The sequence below is a fragment of the Exiguobacterium sp. SH31 genome (assembly GCF_001816105.1).
GTDB classification, from domain to species: Bacteria; Bacillota; Bacilli; order Exiguobacteriales; family Exiguobacteriaceae; genus Exiguobacterium; species Exiguobacterium aurantiacum_A.
Genome location: NZ_LYTG01000066.1, coordinates 16,929 through 39,460 on the forward strand (window position 1 = coordinate 16,929; position 22,532 = coordinate 39,460).

General features: G+C 52.8%; 27 protein-coding genes. 12 read left to right on the top strand and 15 right to left on the bottom strand.

Annotated elements, in window-relative coordinates; genetic code table 11:
* Window positions 1-10 precede the first annotated feature (10 nt).
* A complete protein-coding gene (locus tag A6395_RS09590) occupies window positions 11-715 on the top strand; it encodes an alpha/beta hydrolase (protein WP_071398850.1) in 705 nt (234 codons plus the stop codon).
* A gap of 32 nt (window positions 716-747) precedes the next feature.
* On the opposite strand, the gene A6395_RS09595 is transcribed toward A6395_RS09590, so the two are convergent.
* From A6395_RS09595 to A6395_RS09610, 4 genes are all read right to left on the bottom strand, one after another.
* Window positions 748-1,929 (bottom strand): MFS transporter, encoded by a 1,182-nt coding sequence (locus A6395_RS09595; RefSeq protein ID WP_071398851.1) that lies wholly within the window; start codon window positions 1,927-1,929, stop codon window positions 748-750.
* A gap of 132 nt (window positions 1,930-2,061) precedes the next feature.
* Window positions 2,062-3,651 (bottom strand): MFS transporter, encoded by a 1,590-nt coding sequence (locus A6395_RS09600; RefSeq protein WP_071398852.1) that lies wholly within the window; start codon window positions 3,649-3,651, stop codon window positions 2,062-2,064.
* 142 nt (window positions 3,652-3,793) lie between these two features.
* Complete coding sequence (locus A6395_RS09605; RefSeq protein WP_070328331.1) at window positions 3,794-4,585, bottom strand: endonuclease/exonuclease/phosphatase family protein; 792 nt, start codon at window positions 4,583-4,585, stop codon at window positions 3,794-3,796.
* A 52-nt stretch (window positions 4,586-4,637) separates the two neighbouring features.
* Window positions 4,638-6,266, bottom strand: coding sequence for a PTS transporter subunit IIBC (locus tag A6395_RS09610; RefSeq protein WP_070328330.1), 1,629 nt, complete (start codon window positions 6,264-6,266; stop codon window positions 4,638-4,640).
* A gap of 221 nt (window positions 6,267-6,487) precedes the next feature.
* Between A6395_RS09610 and A6395_RS09615 the strand changes: the two genes are divergently transcribed.
* From A6395_RS09615 to A6395_RS09625, 3 genes are all read left to right on the top strand, one after another.
* Window positions 6,488-7,252: a TrmH family RNA methyltransferase gene (locus tag A6395_RS09615; RefSeq protein ID WP_071398853.1), complete on the top strand. Its 765-nt coding sequence runs from the start codon at window positions 6,488-6,490 to the stop codon at window positions 7,250-7,252.
* A gap of 58 nt (window positions 7,253-7,310) precedes the next feature.
* Window positions 7,311-7,766: a GNAT family N-acetyltransferase gene (locus A6395_RS09620; RefSeq protein ID WP_233589724.1), complete on the top strand. Its 456-nt coding sequence runs from the start codon at window positions 7,311-7,313 to the stop codon at window positions 7,764-7,766.
* 95 nt (window positions 7,767-7,861) lie between these two features.
* Window positions 7,862-8,365, top strand: a complete 504-nt coding sequence (locus tag A6395_RS09625) for a hypothetical protein (protein WP_071398854.1) — start codon at window positions 7,862-7,864, stop codon at window positions 8,363-8,365.
* Between the two features lie 34 nt (window positions 8,366-8,399).
* On the opposite strand, the gene A6395_RS09630 is transcribed toward A6395_RS09625, so the two are convergent.
* Entirely contained in the window at window positions 8,400-8,909 is a 510-nt protein-coding gene (locus A6395_RS09630; protein ID WP_071398855.1) for a hypothetical protein, read from the bottom strand.
* Between the two features lie 115 nt (window positions 8,910-9,024).
* On the opposite strand from A6395_RS09630, the gene A6395_RS09635 reads away from it, so the two are divergent.
* Window positions 9,025-9,681 carry a TVP38/TMEM64 family protein gene (locus A6395_RS09635; RefSeq protein WP_071398856.1) on the top strand — a complete coding sequence of 219 codons (657 nt, stop codon included), beginning with the start codon at window positions 9,025-9,027 and terminating at the stop codon, window positions 9,679-9,681.
* 32 nt (window positions 9,682-9,713) lie between these two features.
* Here the strand turns inward: A6395_RS09635 and queF are convergent, their stop codons facing one another.
* Genes queF through queC form a run of 4 tightly spaced genes read right to left on the bottom strand, consistent with a single transcriptional unit; the run spans window position 9,714 to window position 12,005 of the window.
* A complete protein-coding gene (gene queF, locus A6395_RS09640) occupies window positions 9,714-10,202 on the bottom strand; it encodes a preQ(1) synthase (RefSeq protein WP_029333812.1) in 489 nt (162 codons plus the stop codon).
* 11 nt (window positions 10,203-10,213) lie between these two features.
* Window positions 10,214-10,909, bottom strand: coding sequence for a 7-carboxy-7-deazaguanine synthase QueE (queE, locus tag A6395_RS09645; RefSeq protein WP_233589723.1), 696 nt, complete (start codon window positions 10,907-10,909; stop codon window positions 10,214-10,216).
* Window positions 10,909-11,364 (bottom strand): 6-carboxytetrahydropterin synthase QueD, encoded by a 456-nt coding sequence (gene queD, locus A6395_RS09650; protein WP_071398858.1) that lies wholly within the window; start codon window positions 11,362-11,364, stop codon window positions 10,909-10,911. The genes queE and queD overlap by 1 nt, the downstream gene beginning before the upstream one ends.
* Window positions 11,361-12,005: a 7-cyano-7-deazaguanine synthase QueC gene (queC, locus tag A6395_RS09655; protein ID WP_035386372.1), complete on the bottom strand. Its 645-nt coding sequence runs from the start codon at window positions 12,003-12,005 to the stop codon at window positions 11,361-11,363. Before queC ends, queD begins: the two co-directional genes overlap by 4 nt.
* 208 nt (window positions 12,006-12,213) lie before the next feature.
* On the opposite strand from queC, the gene nhaC reads away from it, so the two are divergent.
* The 5 genes from nhaC (at window position 12,214) to A6395_RS09680 (ending at window position 17,081) form a co-directional block, all read left to right on the top strand.
* A complete protein-coding gene (gene nhaC, locus A6395_RS09660) occupies window positions 12,214-13,590 on the top strand; it encodes a Na+/H+ antiporter NhaC (protein WP_071398859.1) in 1,377 nt (458 codons plus the stop codon).
* An 80-nt stretch (window positions 13,591-13,670) separates the two neighbouring features.
* On the top strand, window positions 13,671-14,261 hold the full coding sequence (locus A6395_RS09665; RefSeq protein ID WP_071398860.1) for a DNA-3-methyladenine glycosylase: 591 nt from the start codon (window positions 13,671-13,673) through the stop codon (window positions 14,259-14,261).
* Between the two features lie 71 nt (window positions 14,262-14,332).
* Window positions 14,333-14,845 (top strand): type 1 glutamine amidotransferase domain-containing protein, encoded by a 513-nt coding sequence (locus tag A6395_RS09670; protein WP_071398861.1) that lies wholly within the window; start codon window positions 14,333-14,335, stop codon window positions 14,843-14,845.
* A gap of 132 nt (window positions 14,846-14,977) precedes the next feature.
* On the top strand, window positions 14,978-16,105 hold the full coding sequence (locus A6395_RS09675; RefSeq protein ID WP_071398862.1) for an MFS transporter: 1,128 nt from the start codon (window positions 14,978-14,980) through the stop codon (window positions 16,103-16,105).
* 142 nt (window positions 16,106-16,247) lie between these two features.
* Entirely contained in the window at window positions 16,248-17,081 is an 834-nt protein-coding gene (locus tag A6395_RS09680; RefSeq protein ID WP_071398863.1) for an undecaprenyl-diphosphate phosphatase, read from the top strand.
* Between the two features lie 166 nt (window positions 17,082-17,247).
* Here A6395_RS09680 and bshB2 read toward each other — a convergent pair whose 3' ends face one another.
* From bshB2 to pdxK, 3 genes are read right to left on the bottom strand one after another with little or no spacing between them, the layout of a single operon-like run.
* Window positions 17,248-17,901 carry a bacillithiol biosynthesis deacetylase BshB2 gene (gene bshB2 / locus A6395_RS09685; protein WP_016509728.1) on the bottom strand — a complete coding sequence of 218 codons (654 nt, stop codon included), beginning with the start codon at window positions 17,899-17,901 and terminating at the stop codon, window positions 17,248-17,250.
* A complete protein-coding gene (locus tag A6395_RS09690; RefSeq protein ID WP_071398864.1) occupies window positions 17,898-18,269 on the bottom strand; it encodes a YojF family protein in 372 nt (123 codons plus the stop codon). The genes bshB2 and A6395_RS09690 overlap by 4 nt, the downstream gene beginning before the upstream one ends.
* Window positions 18,270-18,325: 56 nt before the next feature.
* Window positions 18,326-19,150 (bottom strand): pyridoxine/pyridoxal/pyridoxamine kinase, encoded by an 825-nt coding sequence (gene pdxK, locus A6395_RS09695; RefSeq protein WP_071398865.1) that lies wholly within the window; start codon window positions 19,148-19,150, stop codon window positions 18,326-18,328.
* 187 nt (window positions 19,151-19,337) lie between these two features.
* Between pdxK and cbpA the strand changes: the two genes are divergently transcribed.
* Window positions 19,338-19,973, top strand: a complete 636-nt coding sequence (cbpA, locus tag A6395_RS09700) for a cyclic di-AMP binding protein CbpA (RefSeq protein WP_071398866.1) — start codon at window positions 19,338-19,340, stop codon at window positions 19,971-19,973.
* A gap of 33 nt (window positions 19,974-20,006) precedes the next feature.
* Here the strand turns inward: cbpA and A6395_RS09705 are convergent, their stop codons facing one another.
* The 3 genes from A6395_RS09705 to A6395_RS09715 all read right to left on the bottom strand — a co-directional run bounded on the left by A6395_RS09705 (window position 20,007) and on the right by A6395_RS09715 (window position 21,931).
* Window positions 20,007-20,531, bottom strand: coding sequence for a GNAT family N-acetyltransferase (locus A6395_RS09705; RefSeq protein WP_071398867.1), 525 nt, complete (start codon window positions 20,529-20,531; stop codon window positions 20,007-20,009).
* Window positions 20,532-20,580: 49 nt separating this feature from the next.
* Complete coding sequence (locus A6395_RS09710) at window positions 20,581-21,465, bottom strand: diacylglycerol/lipid kinase family protein (RefSeq protein WP_071398868.1); 885 nt, start codon at window positions 21,463-21,465, stop codon at window positions 20,581-20,583.
* 91 nt (window positions 21,466-21,556) lie between these two features.
* The gene (locus tag A6395_RS09715; protein ID WP_070328315.1) at window positions 21,557-21,931 is read right to left on the bottom strand and encodes a hypothetical protein; all 375 of its coding nucleotides are present in this window, start codon (window positions 21,929-21,931) and stop codon (window positions 21,557-21,559) included.
* A 159-nt stretch (window positions 21,932-22,090) separates the two neighbouring features.
* Between A6395_RS09715 and A6395_RS09720 the strand changes: the two genes are divergently transcribed.
* Complete coding sequence (locus A6395_RS09720; RefSeq protein WP_016509745.1) at window positions 22,091-22,522, top strand: MarR family winged helix-turn-helix transcriptional regulator; 432 nt, start codon at window positions 22,091-22,093, stop codon at window positions 22,520-22,522.
* Window positions 22,523-22,532 lie beyond the last annotated feature (10 nt).

A 22,532-nucleotide genomic window follows, 5' to 3' on the forward strand; every position in this document is an offset into this window, starting at 1 on the left:
GAGGTATATAATGAAGAGAAAACTGAAGTGGATCGGACTGTCGTTGCTTGCCGTCATCCTTGTCGCCGTGATCGGCTTCGTCGTTTGGACGCAAATGACGTACGGACCGACGGATGAAGCGCTTGGCTATGCGGTTGAAGCTGAACAGGTCGACAACCGACTAGAGTTCGGTGACCCGGGGAGCGAGGTCGGGATTATCCTGTACCCGGGTGCAAAAGTCGATAAAGAGGCGTACGCCTATTACGGGACCCGATTGGCGGAAGCAGGGCACTTTGTCGCCATCCCGTCGCTGCGCTTGAACCTCGGCATCTTAGATATCGATGCAGCGGAAACAATCATCGAGGCACATCCCGATATCGAGCGCTGGTACGTCGCCGGTCATTCGCTCGGCGGTTCGGCCGCCTCGGGCTATGCGCTCGAAAACGAAGATAAAGTCGACGGGGTCATCTTCCTCGCCTCGTATCCGATCAGCTCGATGACGGATAGCGACTTGCGCGTCTTGTCGATCTCGGGTGAATTGGATGGTCTGGCGACACCGGCCGATATCGAGGCGAGCCGTGACAGCGTGCCGAGTGACGCCACGTTCCATCAGATCGAAGGTGGCAATCATGCCAACTTTGGGATGTACGGGCCGCAAGACGGGGATAACGACAGCCCGCTCAGCGCGAAACAGCAACTTGATGAGACAATCGATCAAATCGTAGATTGGCTCTAAAAAAACAGCGTGCCCGGGTTCGGGCACGCTGTTTAGCGTTGGTCGAGACGATGACTGACCGCTGTGAGCAAGGCGGTCATGAGGGCGACGACACCGCCGACGAGGGCGAGCATCATCACGGGTGCGTTCGCATAGACGAGACCACCAACGGCAGAGCCCATCCCGATACCGACGTTGCTCGCGACCGGCATGAGCGACGAGGCCAGACCTTTGGCGTCTGGATTGAACTTCTCGGCCAAATCAATCAAATAGATTTGCGTCGACGTCGTGAGCAGAATTGCCATGAACGACATGAACGCGATATTGATGAGACCGAGCGTCACGTTCGACGTCGTCACATACAAGGCTGCCAAGACGAACGCTTGGATGAGAAAGACGAACCGGAGCCGTCCAATCGGATTATGGCTCGCAATCTTACCGGCTGCCATGTTGCTGAAAATTGAGATGAAACCGTAGGCGAGCAGGATCGGACTGATCCATGCGACCGGAACGCCGAGCACGCCTTTTAAAATCGGGACGAGATACGTATAGACGACGTACGTCGCACCGAATCCGAAAGCCGGGATGAAGAAGGCAATCAAAATACGCGGATTCGTCAAGAGGCGGAGCTGGTCAGAGATCGACGTCTTCGCGCTCGATAACTGGTTGGGGACGACGCGGTAGACCGCGAATAACGCGACGACACCGAGTGCGGTCGTCATGAAGAACGTCGCTTCCCAGCCCGAGCGTTGCCCGATGAAAGTCCCGAGCGGAACACCGAACACGTTCGCCATCGTGAAGCCGCCGAAAATGAACGAGACGGCAATCCCACGCTTCCCGGCCGGAACCGACTCGCTCGCGACGAGCATGGCGAGCGAGATGAGCACACCCGTCACGACGGCGGTCATCATCCGGAGTGCAAGTAACATTCCATACGTCGGGGCGAGACTACTGAACAAATTGAAGACGATGAATGCAACAGTGAGCGTGAGCATCAATTTTCGCTTTGGCAAGTGGCTTGTGAACGACATCGTGAGCGGTGTGCCGATGGCGAACGTGATCGCGAACGCCGAGACGAGCGTACCGGCCGTGGCAATCGAAATGGACAGGCCATCGGCGATATCGGGCAAAATCCCGACGATGACAAATTCACTTGTACCGAGTACGAACGTGAGCAATGCGAGCGATAAGATGAGCGTCCAGTCGGTCCGACTGAGCGATGGAGTGGTTGTCAAAATAAAATCACTTCTTTCGTTCAAGGTTGTTAGACTTCAGTCGTTTCCAACCATACCGAATTTTCGCCAAAAGCAAAACCCTTTTCGCTCACATTGTGAAAGAAAAGGGTTAAATCAGAGCCGACTCATGGATTACTCTTCATGTTGTTGTCGATTCTCCATTACTTCAGCATCACGCTCGAACTGTTTTCGAAAAACGAACGCTAAGATGATGATGAGAAGCGCCGCCACACTTGTCGCCACATAGATAGGTTGATACGCCAAGTGGGCGGCTTGTTGGAAGGCATCCGTTAAAGCAAGACGTACGTTCTCTATAGGAATTTGGTCAATTCGAGATTGAAGATCTCCATACGAGCCGCCGAGTTGGTCGAGCTGATCGGGCGGGATGCTGGCCGGGTCAATTCCATACGCTCGTAACTTCTGCGGAATCAATGTGTCCAATTGACTGAATCCATTTTGAATGAATGCACCGAAAATGGTCGGTGCAATCGTTAATCCGATTTGACGCGAGACGGACAATGTCCCGAGCGCCGTTCCTTTTTGAAGACCCGCCGCGTTTGCTGTCAGAACGGTCAATGGCGCACCGAGTACAAATCCAAATCCAATCCCGGCGATGACGGAGAAGAGGACGAACGACAGTTTCGTGTCGACGAAAAAGGCGAGCCCCCCGTAACCAATGATTGAAATGACACCAGACAAGATCAATGTTCTGACGGGTCCCTGCTTATCGACAAAGTATCCGCCGCCCCCGGCACCGATTCCAGATGCGATGGCGAGTGGCGTCATCCAATAGCCTGACTTCGCTGCAGGAATCCCAAGCACTTGCTCCACGAACGAAGGAATAAAGATGACGGCTCCAATCAAGGTTCCCGATAAAAGGGCCATGAGCATCGTCACAGCGTACGTCGGTTTTCGAAGCAAGCTATATGGGAGGAATGGATCGTAACGCGTTCCGCGCTCACGTTTCTTCTCGACATACATGAGCAGAGCGAACAAAGCGACAGCAATCAATAACAATCCGAGCACGGCTTGTGAGAACAAACTGCGGAACAAGTTGCCTGTCCCGAGATTATTGATGGCGAACATGACGCTTAAAATCGACAGCGATAGCAATGAAATACCGAGGAAATCGATTTTAGACAAGGCGGTCGCTTTCGTTTCTTCAAGATAGAAGAAACCGCCAACTAACAGCAGTAATCCGATTGGTACGTTAATTAAAAATAACCAATGCCACGTTCCGGTCATGTCAATGAGGAAACTGCCGATATTTGGACCGATGACCGAAGCGATTCCGTTCATCCCGCCGAGCAACCCGAGCATGCTTCCTTGCTTCTCTCTCGTGTACGTGCTGATAACATAGGAACTAGCGATGATGAAAATCCCGCCGCCGCCAAATGATTGGAGCAACCGTGAGGCTAAGAAAAACGTGAAGTTCGGACTCAATGCCACGCCGAGCGATCCGATTGTGAAAATTGCGATTTCAATGAGGAACAGCTTTTTTCGTCCATACCGGTCCGATAGTTTACCAACAATCGGGGTTGCGATGGCGAGTCCCAACGTGTACAGGGTGATGCCCCACGTCCCTTGGGTTGCCGTCACGTCAAAGGAAGCATTGATGGTTGTCAGGGCGGCACTAATTATCCCGTTATCAAGAGCAGCCATGAACACACCGATCAGTAAAATGATAAACGCCGCATTCACTTTTGTTGGATGTTGATCCATGTAATTCACCTCAACGTTGTCGTTTTATTCAAGAAACTTATTTTTTATAAGTAAATTGTACTCCCTTTACGTAAAAATGCCAGCAAAAAAGACACGATAATCGTGTCTTTGCAGAGTGGAATGAAAGAAAAGGGCATGGAACTTAACGCCAAAACGCGGTCGCTTCGACACCGGCATGGTCTGACACGATTGGTCCGTTGTCGCCGTCAAAGACGACGGCGTGACGCGAAACGTGGATCGGGGCGTTCGTCAACATCAAGTCGATGCGAAGCGCCTGCTTGTTCTCGTCCCAACCGGCGATTTTTCCTTGGACGGTCGCATCGCCTTCACGCTCAGCCGCGAGAAAGAACAAGTCTTGAAGACCGTGGTCGATCAAATAGTCGTAGCCTTCACCGCGCAGAAACGCGTCGTTGTTGAAGTCGCCGAGCAGGAGAGCCCGGTCGTCATCTTCGACGCGGCGAAGCAGTTCATCGAGCTGGTGACGAGCCGGTTCGTCCGCATCATGCCACCAACCGAGATGGCACGAGTAGACGGCCGTCGGTTCGTCAGTGCCACTGACGACGGCTTTGACGATTTTTCTAGACTTGTAATCGTTCGGGTCGGTCGTTTGGGAGACAAAGAACGACTCGGTCGAGACGAACGGTGTCCGCGATAAGATCGCGACGCCTTCTTCGTAGATGTCATATCCGTAATGGGCGAAATCCCATGTCATGTAATAGGCGACCCCTTGCTCACGGAGTTTTTCAACGAGGACGTGGGCAAAGTTGTTTTCACGGATGAGACCGTCAATCAGCGGCGCTTCTTTATGTTGGTTCACTTCTTGGAGCGCGATGATGTCATACTCCTCGCTCGCGATCCGTTCCACGATTGAGTCGATTTTCTCTTGTTGCCGATCTTCTAACCAGGCGTGACAGTTGAGCGTCAAAATATTCACAGTAGTCCTCCTTTAGAAAAAACAGGCCAACTCGCACGAGCTGGCCTGTTGATTATGCACCGATGACGTCTTGAATGTCAGACTTCAACACGTCGGCTTTCGGGCCGTAGATTGCTTGGACACCGCGGTCTTTCAAGATAAGACCCATGGCGCCGTTCTTTTTCCATTCGCGCTCTTCTGAGACGAGCGACATATCTTTCACTGTGACACGAAGACGTGTCATGCAGGCATCGACGTCCTCGATGTTATCTTCCCCACCGAGTAGAGCGATAATCCCCATGACCTGCTCGTTGCCGGTCACCGTCGATTGCTCTGTCGCTTCTTCCATATAGTTGCCGTTACGTCCAGGCGTCGGCAAGTTCATCTTCTTGATGAAGAAGTTGAACACCCCGAAGTTGATGAAGAAGAACGCAGCCGAGACGAGGAAGAAGTTGATCAAGTCTTGCAGGAGTCCGGCTTTGATGATCATCGGGATCCGCGTCAATAGCTCGATCGCACCGAACGCGTGGACACGAAGGTCGATAATGTCCGCCAAGGCGAAGGCGGCACCGGCCATGAGTGCATACATGACGTAAAGGACTGGAGCGACGAACATGAACATGAACTCGATCGGCTCAGTGACACCCGTCAAGAAGACGGCGAGACCGGCCGAGAGGAACATCGGCTTGTACTGGGCTTTCTTGTCCTCATCGACGTTACGGTACATCGCATAAGCGGCACCGATGAGTGCGGCGAACGACAAGATGACTTGACCGACTTTGAAACGGGCCGGTACGACGTCAGCGAGCAGCGTGTTATAAGCAGCCGTATCCCCAGCGGCGCGAAGGTTGACGAGGTCCGTCACCCAAGCTAACCAAAGCGGATCTTGACCGGCGACGACTGAACCAGCTGTCGCGCCTGTTAAAATCGTGTACGTGCCACCGAGCTCCGTGTAGTTCATCGGGACGGTGAGCATGTGGTGGAGACCGAACGGTAACAACAGACGTTCGAGTGCACCGTAGATGAACGGCGCGAGGATCGGTGCCGTGTCACGTGACGTGGCAATCCATTGGCCGAAGCTGTTGAGTGCCCCTTGAATTGTTGGCCAGATGATCGACAGCGCGATCGCCGCGACGACCGAACCGAGGATGACGACGAACGGGACGAACCGTTTCCCGTTGAAGAACGACAAGGCGTTCGGCAATTTACTGAAATTGTAGAACCGGTTATAAAGAGCACCACCGAGGAAACCGGCGATGATCCCGACGAACACACCCATGTTCAGGGCAGGTGAACCGAGGACAGATGTGAAGTAATCAGCGACGACGAGGTCGGCCCCAAAGAGGGATTGGACTGTCGCTTCCGGGTCTTGGAGCATGGCGCCGTTGACGTTAAAGATGGCGCCTGTGACACGGTTGATCAAAATGAAGGCGATCAGTGCGGCGAACGCACCGCCGGCCTTGTCTTTCGCCCACGAGCCACCGATGGCGACCGCGAACAAGATATGTAAGTTGACGATGATGCCCCAACCTAAGTCTTCGATGATGCGTGCCGTCGTGAGTAAGATGCTGACGTCTCCGGCTGACATGCCGATCAATTTACCGATCGAAATCATGAGTCCTGCTGCCGGCATAACGGCGATAACGACCATCAAGGCCTTACCGAGTTTTTGCCAAAAATCAAATGAGATGAGCTGTTTCATGCTATACGCTTCCTTCCTATTCGGAACTTTTTCTCTGTTTAGAACGACCGCCAATGCAATCGCTTGCATTAATGATTGTAATCGATTGCATAATTTTGTGCAACCGGTTTCCTAAAATTTATGAATTTTTATGGAAGGGTGAAAATCCGCCGTTTTACAACGTCGCTTGTCAGTCGAAACGAATCCCGCTAAAATACTAGAGGTTGAAAGGGGCGAGAAGAATGGGATGGAGACAGACGACATCGGCATTGTCAAAAAAAGAGCAGGCTGCGTTGCTTGAAGAGTTGCTGCGAACAGGCGTTATGGCAGAAGAGGACCGGCTCCTGTTCGCAATGCTCATGCCAGACCGCGTCAAGCGGATGCAAGACGTGTTGAACACGCGGACGAATCACATTACAGTATTGACCGAAGGCGTTGATGATCCGCACAATCAATCGGCAGTATTACGCTCGGCGGATGCGTTCGGTGTGCAGACGCTTCACGTCGTTGAAGGGCGGGCCAAGTTCAAACCGAACTCGATTATCGCCAAGAGTGCCGATCGTTGGGTCGACGTGGTCGAACACGCTTCGATTGAAGAGGCGATCGACCAGTTGAAAGTAGACGGCTATCAAATACTTGCGACGGCGCTCAGCGAAGAGGCGATCCCGCTCGAAGACGTCGACGTGTCAAAACCGACCGTACTCTTATTCGGGAATGAGCATCACGGTGTGTCGGAGCAGGCACTCGCGAAAGCGGACGGGAATTACGTCATCCCGATGCAAGGCTATGTCCAAAGTTTAAATATCTCGGTCGCTGCCGCCATCTCGCTTTATGACGTGACGACGCGGGCCCGTCATATCGTGACGGAAGGATACGGACTATCGATCGAGGACAAACAACGTGTGTTCAAAAACTGGATGGTACGGAGTCTCCCGAAACGTTCGCTCGGGGTGTACAAACAAAAAGGTTTGAACGCATTTGAGCGAGAAACAGGAAAATCCGAGTAGATGGCGAAATAAACAGGCGTACGAGTAACTTGTCCATATTTCGAAAGGGGATGGAAAGATGAGTACGACCAGTTCATTTATCGTGAAAGATGTGACGACGAACTTTAACGAGTTTGAAGAGGAATTCTTCAACCTGTATCGCCATCTGTACGGCGACATCGACCAACTTCGTTTTAAAGAACGACTGTACCGCCATGCCAACCCGCTCGTGTTACTCGCATTTTCTGACGACCGGCCCGTCGGATTCAAGATCGGCTACGAGGCTGAGCCATATCGCTTCTATAGCTGGGCTGGCGGCGTGCATCCTGAGTTCCAAAAGCACGGGATCGGCCGCAAGTTGATGGATACGCAACTCGAATGGGTGAAAGCGCAAGGGTTCCACTCGATTCGGACGAAAGCGCGCAACACGAACAAAGGCGTCATCATTTTGAACCTGCTCTGTGGCTACGACATCATGGGGGCGTACACGGAAGATGGCGCACCGCGCATCATGATGGAGAAACAACTGAACTAAGTATGTCGGCCGTGGGTTAAAGACCACGGCTTTTTTTCATGGAGATGAAACAAAAACCGAGAGATGATCGTATGTAGCAGAAAGGGGGCACAGACATGTTCAATACGCTAGCATTTGGAGAAGAAGTCTATATCGATTCGACGGGGATGGGGGACTCATTTTTTGGTGAGATGCCAATCTTTTTTCTGATTTTCATCTTAGCTATCGTCACGGTAATCGTCATCGCCATTATTAGTGGCATCCGTCATCAAGTGAAGACGGGCAGTCTGTTGAAAGACATGCAACGCTTCGCCTCAGACCTCGCAGATTATCCCGATGACGCATCAGCGAACCGGCTCGCCGATTACTTACGGGACGTGAAGTCGTTTCCGGTCCATCGCACGCAGATGGAGCCGTTTCGGGTGGCGCTCGGTAGCTATCAACTCGTCATGGAATCACCGCACGTCGGAGACGAGACGAAAGAACGGGTCGACCGCCAATATAAGCGGCTCGGTATTTTAGACGGCGAGAAGTTCGCCGATGAGCCGGCGCCGAGACGTCGGTCTGGTTCGCACCATCATGACCACCACAATCATCATAACGACCATCATCACATGTAAAACGCGTCGGGATATTCCCCGACGCGTTTTTAGCTTACATATATCGGCTCGCATCAAAGTCGATTTCGGTCCGGTGATTGGACGCATCGATGGCGCTTGAGATACGGTTGGCCCGTTTCTCGACGTCGAGCGCCTTCAAACGGTACAGTTCCGGGTCATAAAGCGCGTGCTTGATGACAGTAGTGCCTTCACCGTGACCCGATTGAAATTCGCGTTTCGGACGTTCGGCCAAGTCTTGATACATCCGAGCCTGAGCTCGCAACTGAACGGCGAACTCGATCGCCTCGACGAGCGGGAGCGGTCCATCGTTCGTCTCGATGACGGTATGCAAGTGCGCTTCACAGACGAGGCGGTCGAGCCGACGCATGTCGGTCCGAATCGATTGGAGCTCGACCTCGATATCCTCGAGCGAGCGGGATTGGATCGTCGGGAGCGGCTCATCCTTCTCGAGCTCGATGAACGCGACACGTTCGACTTCTTGTAACAACTTATCAATCTGCTTCAAGAGCAGGTATTTCAATTTGATGGCATCTGCCAGGTACATTGGGATTCCTCCTTCTGCTTTTTCTAACCGTACCACACTGTGATTCCTAAAAAAAGGAAGGCGTTACTTTTTCGAGGTGAGGCGATATGATGAAAGAAAGAGGGGAGGTTGACCGATGAACAAGTGGAAAACACAATGGGTCATTGCCGTCGTTTTGCTCGTATTCGGGACAGCGACGTTTCTCTATCAGTGGATCGACTTGCGACCGGGGGAGATCCGAGATTATATCGTTCAATTCGGTTGGCTCGCCCCGCTCATTTATATTTTATTGTTCACCGTTCGCCCGTTGATCTTATTTCCGACGTCCGTCTTGTCGGTTGCGGGCGGATTGGCGTTTGGGACGCTGCCCGGTGTCGTCTATACGGTCATAGGCGCCACGCTCAGCGCACTCGTCGCTTATTATGTAGCGGTTCGCTTCGGAGACCGGTTTCTGCGCCATTTCAAATCGAGCGATTATGAGAAGATTCAGCACAAAATCGAAGAAGACGGATTCTTTTACGTCTTGATCTTACGATTGATCCCGCTCGTCAACTTTGATTTGGTCAGTTATGCCTCAGGTTTGGCGAAAGTGCGACTCCCGGCTTATGTCTTCGCGACTTCGGTCGGTATGATTCCGGGGGCGTTCGCGAACAACTTCCTCGGCAGTAGCCTCGCGAGCGGGGATATGAAACTGGTCATCCTCGCGCTCTTCGTCTTTGTCGTGTTGACACTCGTCGCGACCGTGTTCCGCGAACCGATCAAGCAACAAATCAACCGTTACAAAAAGAAGTAGGCGCTCAATTGGATGAGCGTCTACTTCTTTGCTTAACGGTTGTCGACCGTCTCAGGGTATAAATCGTGGTTGAAGAGGCGATGTTCGGCCATTTTCTCATATTTCGTGCCCGGCTTGCCGTAGTTGTAGTACGGGTCGATTGAGATGCCGCCGCGGGGCGTGAACTTGCCCCACACTTCGAGGTAGCGCGGTTCCATCAGCTTGACGAGGTCTTTCCCGATGACGTTGATGCAGTTTTCGTGGAAGTCGCCGTGGTTACGGAAGCTGAATAAATAAAGCTTGAGTGACTTCGACTCGACGAGTTTCTCGTCCGGGATGTACGAGATGTAGATCGTCGCAAAGTCCGGCTGATTCGTGATCGGGCAGAGCGATGTGAATTCCGGTGCGTTGAACTTTACGAAATAATCGTTTTCCGGATGCCGGTTCGGGAACGCCTCGAGCACGTCTGGGGCGTATTCAAAAATGTATGGGACGCTCTTCTGGCCGAGGAGCGACAAGTCTTGTAAGTCTTCTGGTCTCATATTCATTCTCCTTAGACGCCACGTTCGTTGGCGTATAGTAATGTGTGTAGCTGCGGCAAGACACGGACGCTTTGCCATGACGGGTCACGCGCAACGTCTTCCCACAACTCTTTCAAACGTTTGAGCTGCGCGTCGGTGATGTCACCGTCCGCCCCGGGCTCAGGGTTGCCGGCCGACAAGTACATGACGTCCGGGGTGTAGCGGGTTTGGACGTCTTTCGCATAGGCGAGATCGACCTCATCGAACACGGCGATTTTGAACGTCGTCTGTTCGGGACGCAGCCGTTCGACGATGGCGTCGAGTTTTTCCCAATCGGTCGTCATGCCGGACGACGGTGGTTTCGGGCTGAGCGTCACGTCGTCGATGTCTTGGAGCCAGTCTTGATACCGGCTACCTTGTGTCTCGACGGCGAGTTTGACGCCGCGCACTTTCAACTTTTCGACCAAGTCTTTCATACCGGCGATGAGGAGCGGGTTGCCGCCTGAGATCGTGACGTAATCGTACATCCCAAGCTCGTCGAGACGTACGATGATGTCATCAGCCGTCAGCATGTCCGGTTTTTCCGAACCGTCCCAGGTGAAGGCGGAGTCGCACCAGGCGCAGCGATAATCGCAACCGGCGGTCCGGACGAACATCGTCTTCTGTCCGATGGCGCGGCCTTCACCTTGAAACGTCGGACCGAACACTTCGAGGACAGGGATCTTCATCAGTCCACCAGCCATTCGCGCCGGAACTCGGCGTAGGACGTCGGTGTCTCATAAAGGCGGACGAATTCAACGCGGACGTCGCGTTCGTCAGGCAAATGCTTAGCGAGCTGATCGAAAATCCAGTAGCACATATTTTCTGCTGTCGTATTCATATATGGAAGGGACTCATTTAAATAGCGGTGGTCGAGATACGGTTCGAGCTCTTCTTTAAAGATGGCTTTCAAGTCACCGAAGTCGAGCGTCATCCCGCGATTGTCGAGAAAACCGCTGATCCCCATTTGAAGTTTGTACGTATGTCCGTGGAGCGCTCGGCACTTGCCATCGTAATCAAACAAGTGATGGGCCGCATCGAACGTCACTTCCTTGACGATTTGGACGCGGTGCGGGCAGTAGATGAGCGAGCCGGCTTGTTTGGCCTCGACGCTCGTCGGGGCGAGGAATGGGGCGTGTTTCATACGCGTACCTCCTCGTATGCAGCGAGCCCGTTTTGACGGAGTACACACGCCGGACATTCGCCGCAGCCTGAACCGAGTACACCGTTATAGCAGGTGAGGGTCCGCTCTTTGATGAAGTCGAACGCTCCGAGCCGGTCCGCGAGTTCCCACGTCTGCTTTTTATCGAGCCACATGAGCGGTGTATCGATGACGAACGGGTAGTCCATCGCCAAGTTGAGTGTCACGTTCAATGATTTGACGAATTGGTCGCGACAGTCCGGGTAGCCCGAGAAGTCGGTCTCACAGACACCGGTGATGATGTGATGCATACCGAGTTGTTTGGCCATGACGGCCGCAAAGGATAAGAATAAATGGTTGCGTCCATCGACGAACGTATTTGGGACGTCCGCATTGTCGATGTCGAGATCATGTCTCGTCAACGCGTTTGAGGTGAGTTGTCCGAGTAAGGACAAATCGAGGATGTGGTGCGGGACATCAAGTTCGGCCGCGATCTCTTTCGCGACCTCGATTTCCGCATCATGGCGCTGCCCGTAGGCGAACGTCACGGCTTCCACATGAGAGAATTGTTGTTTTGCCCAAAACAGGCAAGTGGTTGAATCTTGACCGCCACTGAAGACGACCAATGCTTTTTCGTGTTGCAACGTGCACACTTCCTTTTTCGCTAGTTTTGATGTCGGAGGAGGTTACGAACTCCGGAGGTCACCCTCGAGCGTTTACTTTACCATAAAAAGACGTTTGACAGGGAAAAGAGAAGTAGGTATAGTAAAGAACATCACTGACACACTTTCATGCATAAAAGCGTTTAAGCGGTTAGGTAGAAAATAATGGGACTGAAAGGAGGGGACGTCGATGCAGATGAAAGGAAAAGAGGCTGTATTCGTCGTGCTGATGAGCGGGATTTCCTTGCTCGCACTGATGTTTTTGGCCAAAGCGACGCCACATATGGCGATCTTTGGCACAATGGTATTAATAGGGGGTTACGCGTATTATCGTACGCGTGACTTTAAACGCATCGAGACCGCGATGATCAACGGGATTCGTGAAGCGATTATGCCGATCATGATTTTATTGTTGATCGGGATGCTGATCGGAGTATGGCAAATGTCTGGCACGGTGGCGACGATCCTCTCCATCGGTTTAAATACAATCTCAGCCCAGTGGTTCTTACCGAGCGTGCTTCTCATCACGATGATCGTGTCATCGTTCACAGGGAGTGCCTTCACGACGGTCGGTACCGTCGGGGTCGCCTTGTTCGGGATCGGGATGGCACTCGGGATTTCCCCGGCGCTCGCCGCCGGAGCCATCGTGTCAGGTGCGCTCTTCGGTGATAAGATGAGTCCGCTATCGGATACGACGAACTTCGCACCGGCTGTGGCTGGTGTCAAACTGTTCGACCATATCCGCTTCATGATGGGGACGACCGTTCCCGCGATTGTAATCACACTCATCTTATTCACAGTTCTCGGACGCGGCGGTCAAGCAGCCGACACGGCGCAAATCGCGGAAGCACAGACGGCACTCGCCGGACGGTTCAACTTGTCATGGTTGACACTGCTCGCCCCGGTCCTCGTCGCCGTTCTCGCCTTCCGTCGGATGCCGGTATTGCCGACGATGCTCGTCGGGATGTTCGCCGGTGTGTTGACGGCCGGGTTCGTCCAAGGTAATTGGAACGTCTCGAACTGGTTCGGTGTCATGCAGGCCGGATTCAAGTCGGGCGTCGAGAACGAGACGATCGCGGCCGTGCTCGATCGCGGTGGCCTTGAATCGATGCTTTGGTCGGTCAGCCTCGTGTTGATTGCCCTCGCCTTCGGTGGACTGCTCCGTGAGCTGGGCGTGTTCCAAGCAATCGTCGATGCGTTACTAGAGCGTCTGAAGTCACCAGGCAGCTCGGTGCTGTCAGTCGTGCTCAGCTCGATTGGCGTCAACTTGCTCGCCGGTGAGCAGTACTTGTCGATCTTGCTCCCGGGGCAAGCGTTCAAACAAGGATTTATCGACCGCGGCATCGACCCACGTTACTTGTCGCGTGCGCTTGAAGACGGCGGGACGGTCATCAACCCGCTCATTCCTTGGGGTGTGTCCGGTGCCTTCTTCGCCGCGACACTCGGCGTGCCGGTGCTCGAATACGCACCGTTCGCGTTCTTCCTTTGGCTCAGCCCGATCTTCTCGATCGTGCTCGGTTACGTGAAGTTGGGGAAGCAGCGTGATGCGATCAAGCTCGCATCGTAATGAAAGTGATGTCCTGAACGCGTTCAGGGCATCTTTTTTGTGTCGCCAAGCCTCGTTTGAGAAAATAAGGACGAGGAGGGATGACGATGAAACGGCTCGACCCATCATTTTATGAACAACCGACGCTCGAACTGGCCCGGTCGTTGCTCGGGCACTATCTCGTCCATGATCATCTCGACGGACAGATCATTGGCAAGATTGTCGAGACGGAGGCGTATCTCGGGGCGGTCGATCAGGCAGCCCACAGTTTTGGCGGCAGACGGACGAATCGGACCGAGATCATGTTCGGGCAGTCTGGACATGTATACACGTATCAAATGCACACGCATACGCTCTTGAACGTCGTCAGCGGTCCGATCGGCTCACCGGAAGCCGTGTTGATCCGGGCAATCGAACCCGTCGCCGGGCAGGAGTTGATTGAATTCAATCGTCCTGGCATCAAACGGTTCGACCGGACGAACGGACCCGGTAAACTGACGAAGGCGCTCGGGATCACGATGGACTTGTACGGACACTCGCTCCAACATGAACCGCTCTATATTATCGAAGGGGACGGTGTGAACGAGATTGAGGCCGGTCCGCGCATCGGTATCCCGAACAGCGGCGAGGCGCGTGACTATGCGTACCGCTTCTTCGAGCGGGACAATCCGTACGTCTCAAAATTCCGCTGAATGTTTAACGGTCCGTGACGGGTGGAACAGTCCTTATGTGCATAAAACAAAAATTAGGGAGTGTTTCCGATATGGCAAAAGTAGCAACGCTAATCACGGATATGTTTGAAGACGTAGAGTTTACAGGTCCACGCGACGCATTGGTGGAAGCGGGGCACAAAGTTGTCACGATCGAAAAGGCAGCCGGTAACACCGTCGAAGGCAAACAAGGCGAGGCAAAAGTCACAATCGACAAAAGTGTCGACGACGTGTCTCCAGAAGACTTTGACGCTCTGCTCTTACCAGGCGGATTCTCACCTGACTTGTTGCGCGAAGACGAACGTTTCGTCCAGTTCGCGAAAGCGTTCATGGATGCGAAGAAGCCGGTATTCGCCATCTGTCACGGGCCGCAACTGTTGATCACGGCGAAGACGCTCGAAGGCCGCGACGCGACCGGCTACAAGTCGATCAAAGTCGACATGGAGTATGCCGGTGCGAAGTATGCCGACAAAGAAGTCGTCGTCTGCCAAAATCAGCTCGTCACGAGCCGTCAACCGGACGACATCCCGGCATTCAACCGTGAGATGCTTAACCTGCTAAAATAATTTATCAGCCACGGACATGTTCCGTGGCTTTTTTTGTGGAATCGGGAATAGGTAAACAAGGAGGAGATCATCATGAGACGAAGAGCACGGTCCCCGAGCTAAGTCCGTCGAAACGTAGGGTTGCTTGGTGCGATGCGTTGGTTTGAGGCGTTAATTCCAGCCTATACGATTGAACGTCTGTTCTGGGAGTCGCGCGGCATCACGATTCAAGAAGTGGTTTACATGGAAATCGTCTATGCCGTCATCGTCGTGTTCTTTGAAGTGCCGACCGGTGTCTTAGCCGATCGCTGGGAACGGCGACGTCTGCTGCAAATCGGCATCGCGCTCGAATGGCTATCGTTTATTGTGTTGTTGCTGTCGTTTTCGTTGATTGGGTTTGTCTTGGCGATTAGTTTGTCCGCCATCGGGGCGGTGCTGCGCAGCGGGTCCGAGAACGCTTTGTTGTATGAAACGCTCGAGCAAGACGGAGATACGGATGCGTTTGAGCGATTGCTAGGTCGCCTGAATGCCATCGGGCTCGCCGCGGCCGTTGTCGCCGCCTTTAGTGGAAGTCTGCTCGCGACCCAGTTTCCGTTTGAGTTCAACTACATGCTATCGATTGTGAGCCTATTCATCGCGACGATGTGCAGTCTATTGCTCGTCGAACCGAGACGGGTGGTCAACGACGAAACGATGACGTGGCGGCAGTTAAAGACTGGTTTTCGTTTCATTTGGAACGACAAGTCACTGCTCATACTGACTGGTTCGTTCGTGTTGGTCGCCGCTGCGTTCAATTTCGTGGAGGAGTTTTGGCAGCTGTATGCGCGTGACGTCAGTGTCCCGATCTACTGGTTCGGGGCGGTCTCGACCATACTGTTGCTCATTCAAATTCCCGGTCAACTGCTCGCCCCGATATTATTGCGAGTTGCCCCGGTCGCTCGCTGGCAACAAATCATCGCTTGGGGTATCGGCATCGGGTTTATACTGCTCGGAACGTTCCCAAATCAGCTCGGACTGCTGTGGATGGCACTGATGGCGTTACTTGTCGGGGCGGTCGAACCACTCTATTTCGGGGTGCTCCATCGCTCGGTCCCATCCATGATTCGAGCCACGACCGAGTCAACGTTATCGATGCTTTTGCATGGCGGGATTGTCGGACTCGGCATATTGTTCATCGGTGGTGCTGGGATGTCGTTGTTTACTGCTTTCTTTGTCATCGGTTTGTTCGTGTGCGCGTGTCAAGCTGCCCTGAGTAGGGGGTGGATCTCAAGAAGCGGTTAGGATGGCACATTAGCCGGCTTCTTTTTTAGGCGTGAGGGGAAAGAGGGCATGACGCCCTCTTTTTTTTACGTCTCAAGACCGAGAGAGAACGTCGTCCCGTCCGTGTATGATAAAAAGCAATACTGGAGTAGGGGACAATGCAATGGAATGGTATGAATTATTCATCGGTTTTTTATTAGGCGTCGTCGAAGGATTGACGGAGTTCGCTCCTGTCTCTTCGACCGGACACATGATCTTGGTCGATGATATTTGGCTCAACTCAAGTCGTTTTCTAGGCCAAGAAGTAGCTAACACGTTCAAAATCGTGATTCAGCTCGGTTCGATCTTAGCGGTCATCGTCGTTTTCAGGAGTCGGTTCAAAGAGTTATTGAATCCGAAGGAGTTGCTCGCGATTCGACACGAAGGGCCGACGAAAAAGTTGAACCTGCTACATATCTTTATCGGTCTGCTCCCGGCGGCCGTGCTCGGACTCATGTTTGAGGACTACATTGACACGCATCTGTTTTCGATTAAGACGGTATTGATCGGACTCGTCATCGGTGCGTTCTTTATGATTGCCGCCGACTTGTCCGGCGTGAAACGACAGACGACCGCGACACTTGACGACATCACATACAAACAAGCGCTTGGAGTCGGCTTGATTCAATGTTTCTCGCTTTGGCCAGGCTTTTCACGTTCGGGCTCGACCATTTCGGGCGGAGTGTTGCTCGGGATGAGTCACCGGTCTGCGGCCGACTTCACATTCATCATGGCCGTCCCGATCATGTTCGGGGCGAGCGCGCTCTCGCTTTACAGCAAGTGGAGCTATTTCACGGTCGACACGCTCCCAGTTTTCCTAATCGGTTTCGTCAGTGCGTTCTTGTTCGCGTTACTGTCCATCAAATTCTTTTTGAAGTTGATCAACAAAGTCAAACTAACGCCGTTCGCGATTTACCGGCTCGTCTTGGCGGCAGTCATTTACGTCTTATACTTTTAACGAAAAAAACGCGTGTTCGCACACGCGTTATTGAAACTTATTACTCATTCAGTTCGTAAAACCAAGTAGAGGTGAGAACATGGGACATATCGTCGTCGTGCTAGGAACGTTGATCGGGTTAGGGACTATAGGTTTGTTGCTGTATATGACGCGTTACGCGTTTGAATCATGAGAACGGATAATGATAGAAGCGCTCACGTTGGAGTAACTCCATGACGTGGGCGTTTTCTGCGTTGTCGATTGCACGGAGCAACCCTTCCGTCTGTGAACGGTGGGCGAGTAACGCTTCACGTTTGGCGGCACTCTCCTGACCGACTTCGATGAGGACGTGAGGTTTGCCGAGCTCATCTTCCGTCCGGTGATCGAAAGCGACACCTAAAAATTCGGGACGCTTCGCTTCATCCATCTCTTGGAGCGCCCGGACGACCGCTCGTGCTGTCGCCTCATGGTCGGGATGGACGGCATAGCCTGGATAAAATGAGATGACGCGGGTCGGTTTCACTTCGGCGATCAACTTGCTGAAGCGATTCGTCAGTTCGGTCTCGTCTTCGAATTCGACGGTCTTGTCGCGCAGTCCCCACATCCGGAGGTCGTCGATGCCCATGACGGCACAGGCGTCCTCGAGCTCGCGTTTACGGATTCTTGGCAGTTCTTCACGTGTCGTGAAGATTGGCGAGCCCATATTACGGCCCATCTCACCGAGTGTCAGACAGACGTATGTGACGGGGAAGCCGTTCTTCTGATGTTGAATGATCGTTCCGGCCGAGCTGAACGCCTCATCGTCCGGGTGTGGGAAAATAACAAGTAACGGTCCGTTCATTGGCTGTCCACCTCCGATGCTCCTTGCGGGAGCGGTTTGACGTCTAGATGCAGCGCGCAGGCGAGGCGTCCGAGACGGTCGTGCCCGGCGAGCAGCAACTGTTCACCGTGTTGTTCAAAGTCGGTCAATCCTTCGACGTAGAGCCAGCCGTGATCGAGCTTTAGTCCGACTCGATACGGTCCGTCTCCTTTGATTTGACCGATACTGTACTCGATCACGATGTTACGGATAAACATCCCGGCGTTATGGAAATCCGGGTCGTTATGTGTGGCGTAAGCGCCGTTCGTCGTCTCGACGTGAGCGTATAACGGCGTCGACACGTGTGCGTTTAAATACGTTTGAATCGTTTCGGGTTGAATCGGTTTCACGCTAGTCTCCTCCAATGGCAATAATGACCCAGGACGTTCGCCCCGGGCCACTTTATTTATGATTGTGTTGCTAGTTTTTGACGATAACCGGTATGGTTCGTCGGCCCAACGTATTGGTTGAGGCGGAACGAGTGACGGACCGCTTCTGTAATGAACTCTTTCCCGATGCGAATCGACTCGTCGACGGAATGTCCGTTCGCGAGTGATGCGGCGATGGCTGAAGAGAATGTGCAACCGCCACCGTGCGTGAAAGCAGGTTCGATCTTTTCGCTTTCGAGCAGACGGTACTCGTTACCGTCATAGAGGACGTCGAACGCCGTGTCGAAACCAAGTTTTCCACCGACTTTAACGATGACGATTTCAGCACCGAGCTCATGGATCAAGCGTGCGGCTTCTTTGATTTCTTCCATCGTCGACGGTGTCTTGTCGAGGCCGGCGAGCATACGCGCTTCGAACAAGTTCGGCGTGATGATTTTGGCGACAGGGACGAGATATTTGCGCATCGCGACGGCGACGTCTGGGTTGAGGATCTCGTCGGCTCCCTTACAAGCCATGACCGGGTCGACGACTGCGTTTTGAATGCCGTACTCTTTAATTTTACGAGCCGCGAGCTCGATGATTTCTGGAGTCGGGAGCATCCCTGTCTTGACGGCATCGACGCCGATTCCGGCGAGGACGGTGTCAATCTGCTTCTCGATCAACGTCGTATCGATTGGGAAGACTTCATGGTGCCAAGCGTTATGTGGGTTTTGGGCTACGATGACCGTGAGTGCGGTCATGCCATACACACCTAGCTCTTCCATCGTCTTCAAGTCAGCTTGAATGCCTGCACCGCCACTCGTATCTGAACCAGCGATTGTTAAGGCTTTTTTCATCGTCATAGTCGTTCAATCCCCTTTGTCTGTTTGGATAGTTTCACTATAACGACTTTTAGGCGTTACGACAAATCCCATGACCGCGGAAAGGTAGAATCGAAGTTTTGAAAAAGGTGGCAGGAATTCAATCATATTTGGGGAATAGTAATGAATAGGGTGTAGACCACTTTTAATTTGCTAGGAGGAAAACCGCATGTTAGTGCATAGCTTATGCATTCCAAAAAAAGACGTCATCACAATCAGTGAAAAGGCGACGTTACGTGAAGCGCTCGATACGCTTGAAAAGACAGGATACCGCTGTGTCCCTGTCCTCGATGAGACAGGAACATTTTTCCGCGGTAATATTTATAAGATGCATATTTATCGTCACGGAATGAGTGGCGCGAGCCTTGACGACAACGTCATGGAACTCATTAAAAATACGCAGAAATACGTCCACGAGTCGGACGGATTCTTCAAAGTCTTCTTCTCGATCAAAGAGTTACCGTATATCGCGGTCTTAAAAGACGAGAGCAATGAATTTTACGGTATTTTGCCACACGGGAAGATGCTCGGCATGCTCGAAGAGGCGTGGAGCCGTGATACAGGCAGCTACGTCGTCACGATTGCACTCAGCGAGCAGATAGGTGCGCTCGAGAAAATCACGAAAGTCGTCAGCAAATACTCGTCAATCGCGAGTTTGATGACGCTCGACGCGAAGAGCAAAGTGCTTCGCCGTGTTTTGATCACGTTGCCACCTGACTGTGATGAGCCGAAGAAAGACAAGATCGTCGCGAAGCTCGAGCAAAAAGGGTTCCGCGTCGTCGAAGTCGAAAACTTGAACAACTGACGAAAGACCTTCCTCGCTTGAGGAAGGTCTTTGTCATGTCAGTCGCTTTTCCATGCGGATATCGGGCCAAAATTGTTCGTTCCAGTACGTGAACGCATCGATGCGCGCAATTTCTACATAGCCGAGCTTCTTATAGAGATGGTGTGCCGCCTCGTTGAACCCGAACACGCCGAGCTCGATGCGCGGCGTGCCTTGGTGACGAAGCCGTTCCTCCAAAAGTCGGAGCGCCTCGCTACCCGCACCCTTGCCGCGTCCCGCCGCTTCCCCGATGACGAGTCCGAGCCAGGCACTCCCTGGTTCTTGAACGTATAGATGGTTCGCGTCATACATCACGTTTACCTCGCCGACGAGCCTGTCGTCAGCGTAAATGAGAAAGATATCGTGTGTCTGAAGTCGATCCGTCAAGTCGGCGACGGTCATCCGTTGCTCGGCCGCGAGTTCTTCTTCCGAGCGAGCAGGGCGGATCAAATGAACGATTTCGGGATCGTTGTTCCACCGGTTGAATGTCTTGACGATGTCGTCTGACGCTTCGAGCAGCGGAACGAGTGTGATGTTCATCGAACGATCTCTCCTTTCTCGAACGAGCCTTCTGTCCCGAGGCGAGAGATTAGACTGGTTTCAGCACTTGGAGATGGCTTGGGAGCACTTCAAACGTGAGCGGGAGTTTCCCGCCCGTGTCCCCGTCGGCGTTGACCGGAAGCGAATCAGGCGAATCGATATACACCCGCTTCGTCTGGAACGCGGTCACACTGTCTGTTTCTTTAAGCTTACCGGTAAATAAGGCCGGAGCGAGCTGGAAGGCGTCTGTGAAACCGAGATTCTCAAACAAGTAGACGTGAAGCAGGCCATCGTTCAACTTCGCATCAGGCTCGAAGTTTTCAAAGCCGCCGACCGAGTTTGTTAGCGCGATGACGGCGAGAAAAGCGTCCCCATCGAACGTGTGCTCTTCGGCCTGAACTGATAACGAGTAAGGACTGTGTTCCCGGAACGCTTTGATGCCTTCGATCAAGTAGGCGAACGGGCCCCATTTCGTCTTCTCTTCGACGCTGACTTCATCGACCGCCTCAGCGATGAGGCCGATGGCGATGACGTTCATGAAGTAGCCATGTTCATACTTCCCAATGTCCATCGGTGACGGTTTTGCCGTTCGCAGCGCTTCAATCGCTTCTTTCGGGTCGCTCGGTACGCCGAGAGCCCGTGCCAAATCGTTCACCGTTCCGAGTGGGATGATTCCGAAGTCGGGACGATGATCGGCTTCGGCGAGACCGGCCACCGTCTCGTTCAACGTGCCGTCGCCGCCCATGGCGATGACGGCTTTATATTGTTTCGACGCCGCTTCTCGTGCAAAGTGTGTGGCGTCGTCGGCTTTTTCAGTAAAACGGACGTCGACGTTTCCGTAACGTTCGCGCAGCACTTCTTCAGCGAACGCCGCATGCTCTTTCCCTAATTCTTTCCCAGATGATGGGTTGACGATCAACATAACTGTATCCATTCAAGACATTCCCCTTTATCAGTCAGATATTGTCCTATATTCCCGTCCACGCTCAAACCTAGTCATCAAAAAAACAACGCGCGTGCGTTGTTTAGTAATGGCGGAACGCCGACATATCGAGATGGCTCGCATCGGATTCGTCGACGGCGAGCTCGATTTTCAAATATTCGTGGAAAGGCGAATCATACGCTCCCATGCAGGCGACCGGTTCATGGCCGGGTACGGGCGATTTTCGTTTCGTCTTGACGAACAGGTAGTCTTCGCGCGACAACGTCAACAAGAAACGCTCGACTGCGTGCGGTTCGCGCGTGACGTTCGGCCATGGCAAGTGGTTGAACAGTAAAAAGACCGCGCCTTCTTTTTCAAGTGCATAGTCAGGGGCGATGCCTTCCCGGTTCAACAACTCGATGACCGAACTCAAATAGCCTGCTTTAATCGTCAATGAAATCTCATAATACTCACGCATACCGTCCACCCTTTCTAAAAATCACAATAGTTCTATTCTAAACGTTTCAAGGAGACGCGACAACGGAGAAGTTTCTTGACGAAGTGTTTTTAGCGACGTATACTGCTCATGTCCTGCTATACTAAAGGTAAATGATGAACGAATTGAGGTGAAACCGACATGATTGAATCACTCGAATTGAAGGCATGGGTCGTCTTAGCAAGAGCGATGGACGCAATCAGTGATCGTGTCAAAGACGATCTTAGACGCCACCAATTGAATTCAACAGAGTTCGGTGTTCTATCCGTATTGTATAAACGAGGAGATACGCCGCTGCAACAAATCGGTGATCAAATTTTGATCACAAGTGGCAGCGTCACGTATGTGATTGACAAGCTTGAGAAGCGAGGGCTCATCGAGCGCGTCGCCTGCCCGTCAGACCGTCGTGTCACGTATGCATCGTTGACAGGCGAAGGCAAGCAATTGATGGACGTCGTCTATCCTGAGCATATTGAAATCTTCAAAGATATTTATGGACCGCTCAGCGAACAAGAGACCGAGACATTGATTGATTTATTGAAACGCGTCGGCTACAACGCGGCAGGCAAATAACGCCTGCCTG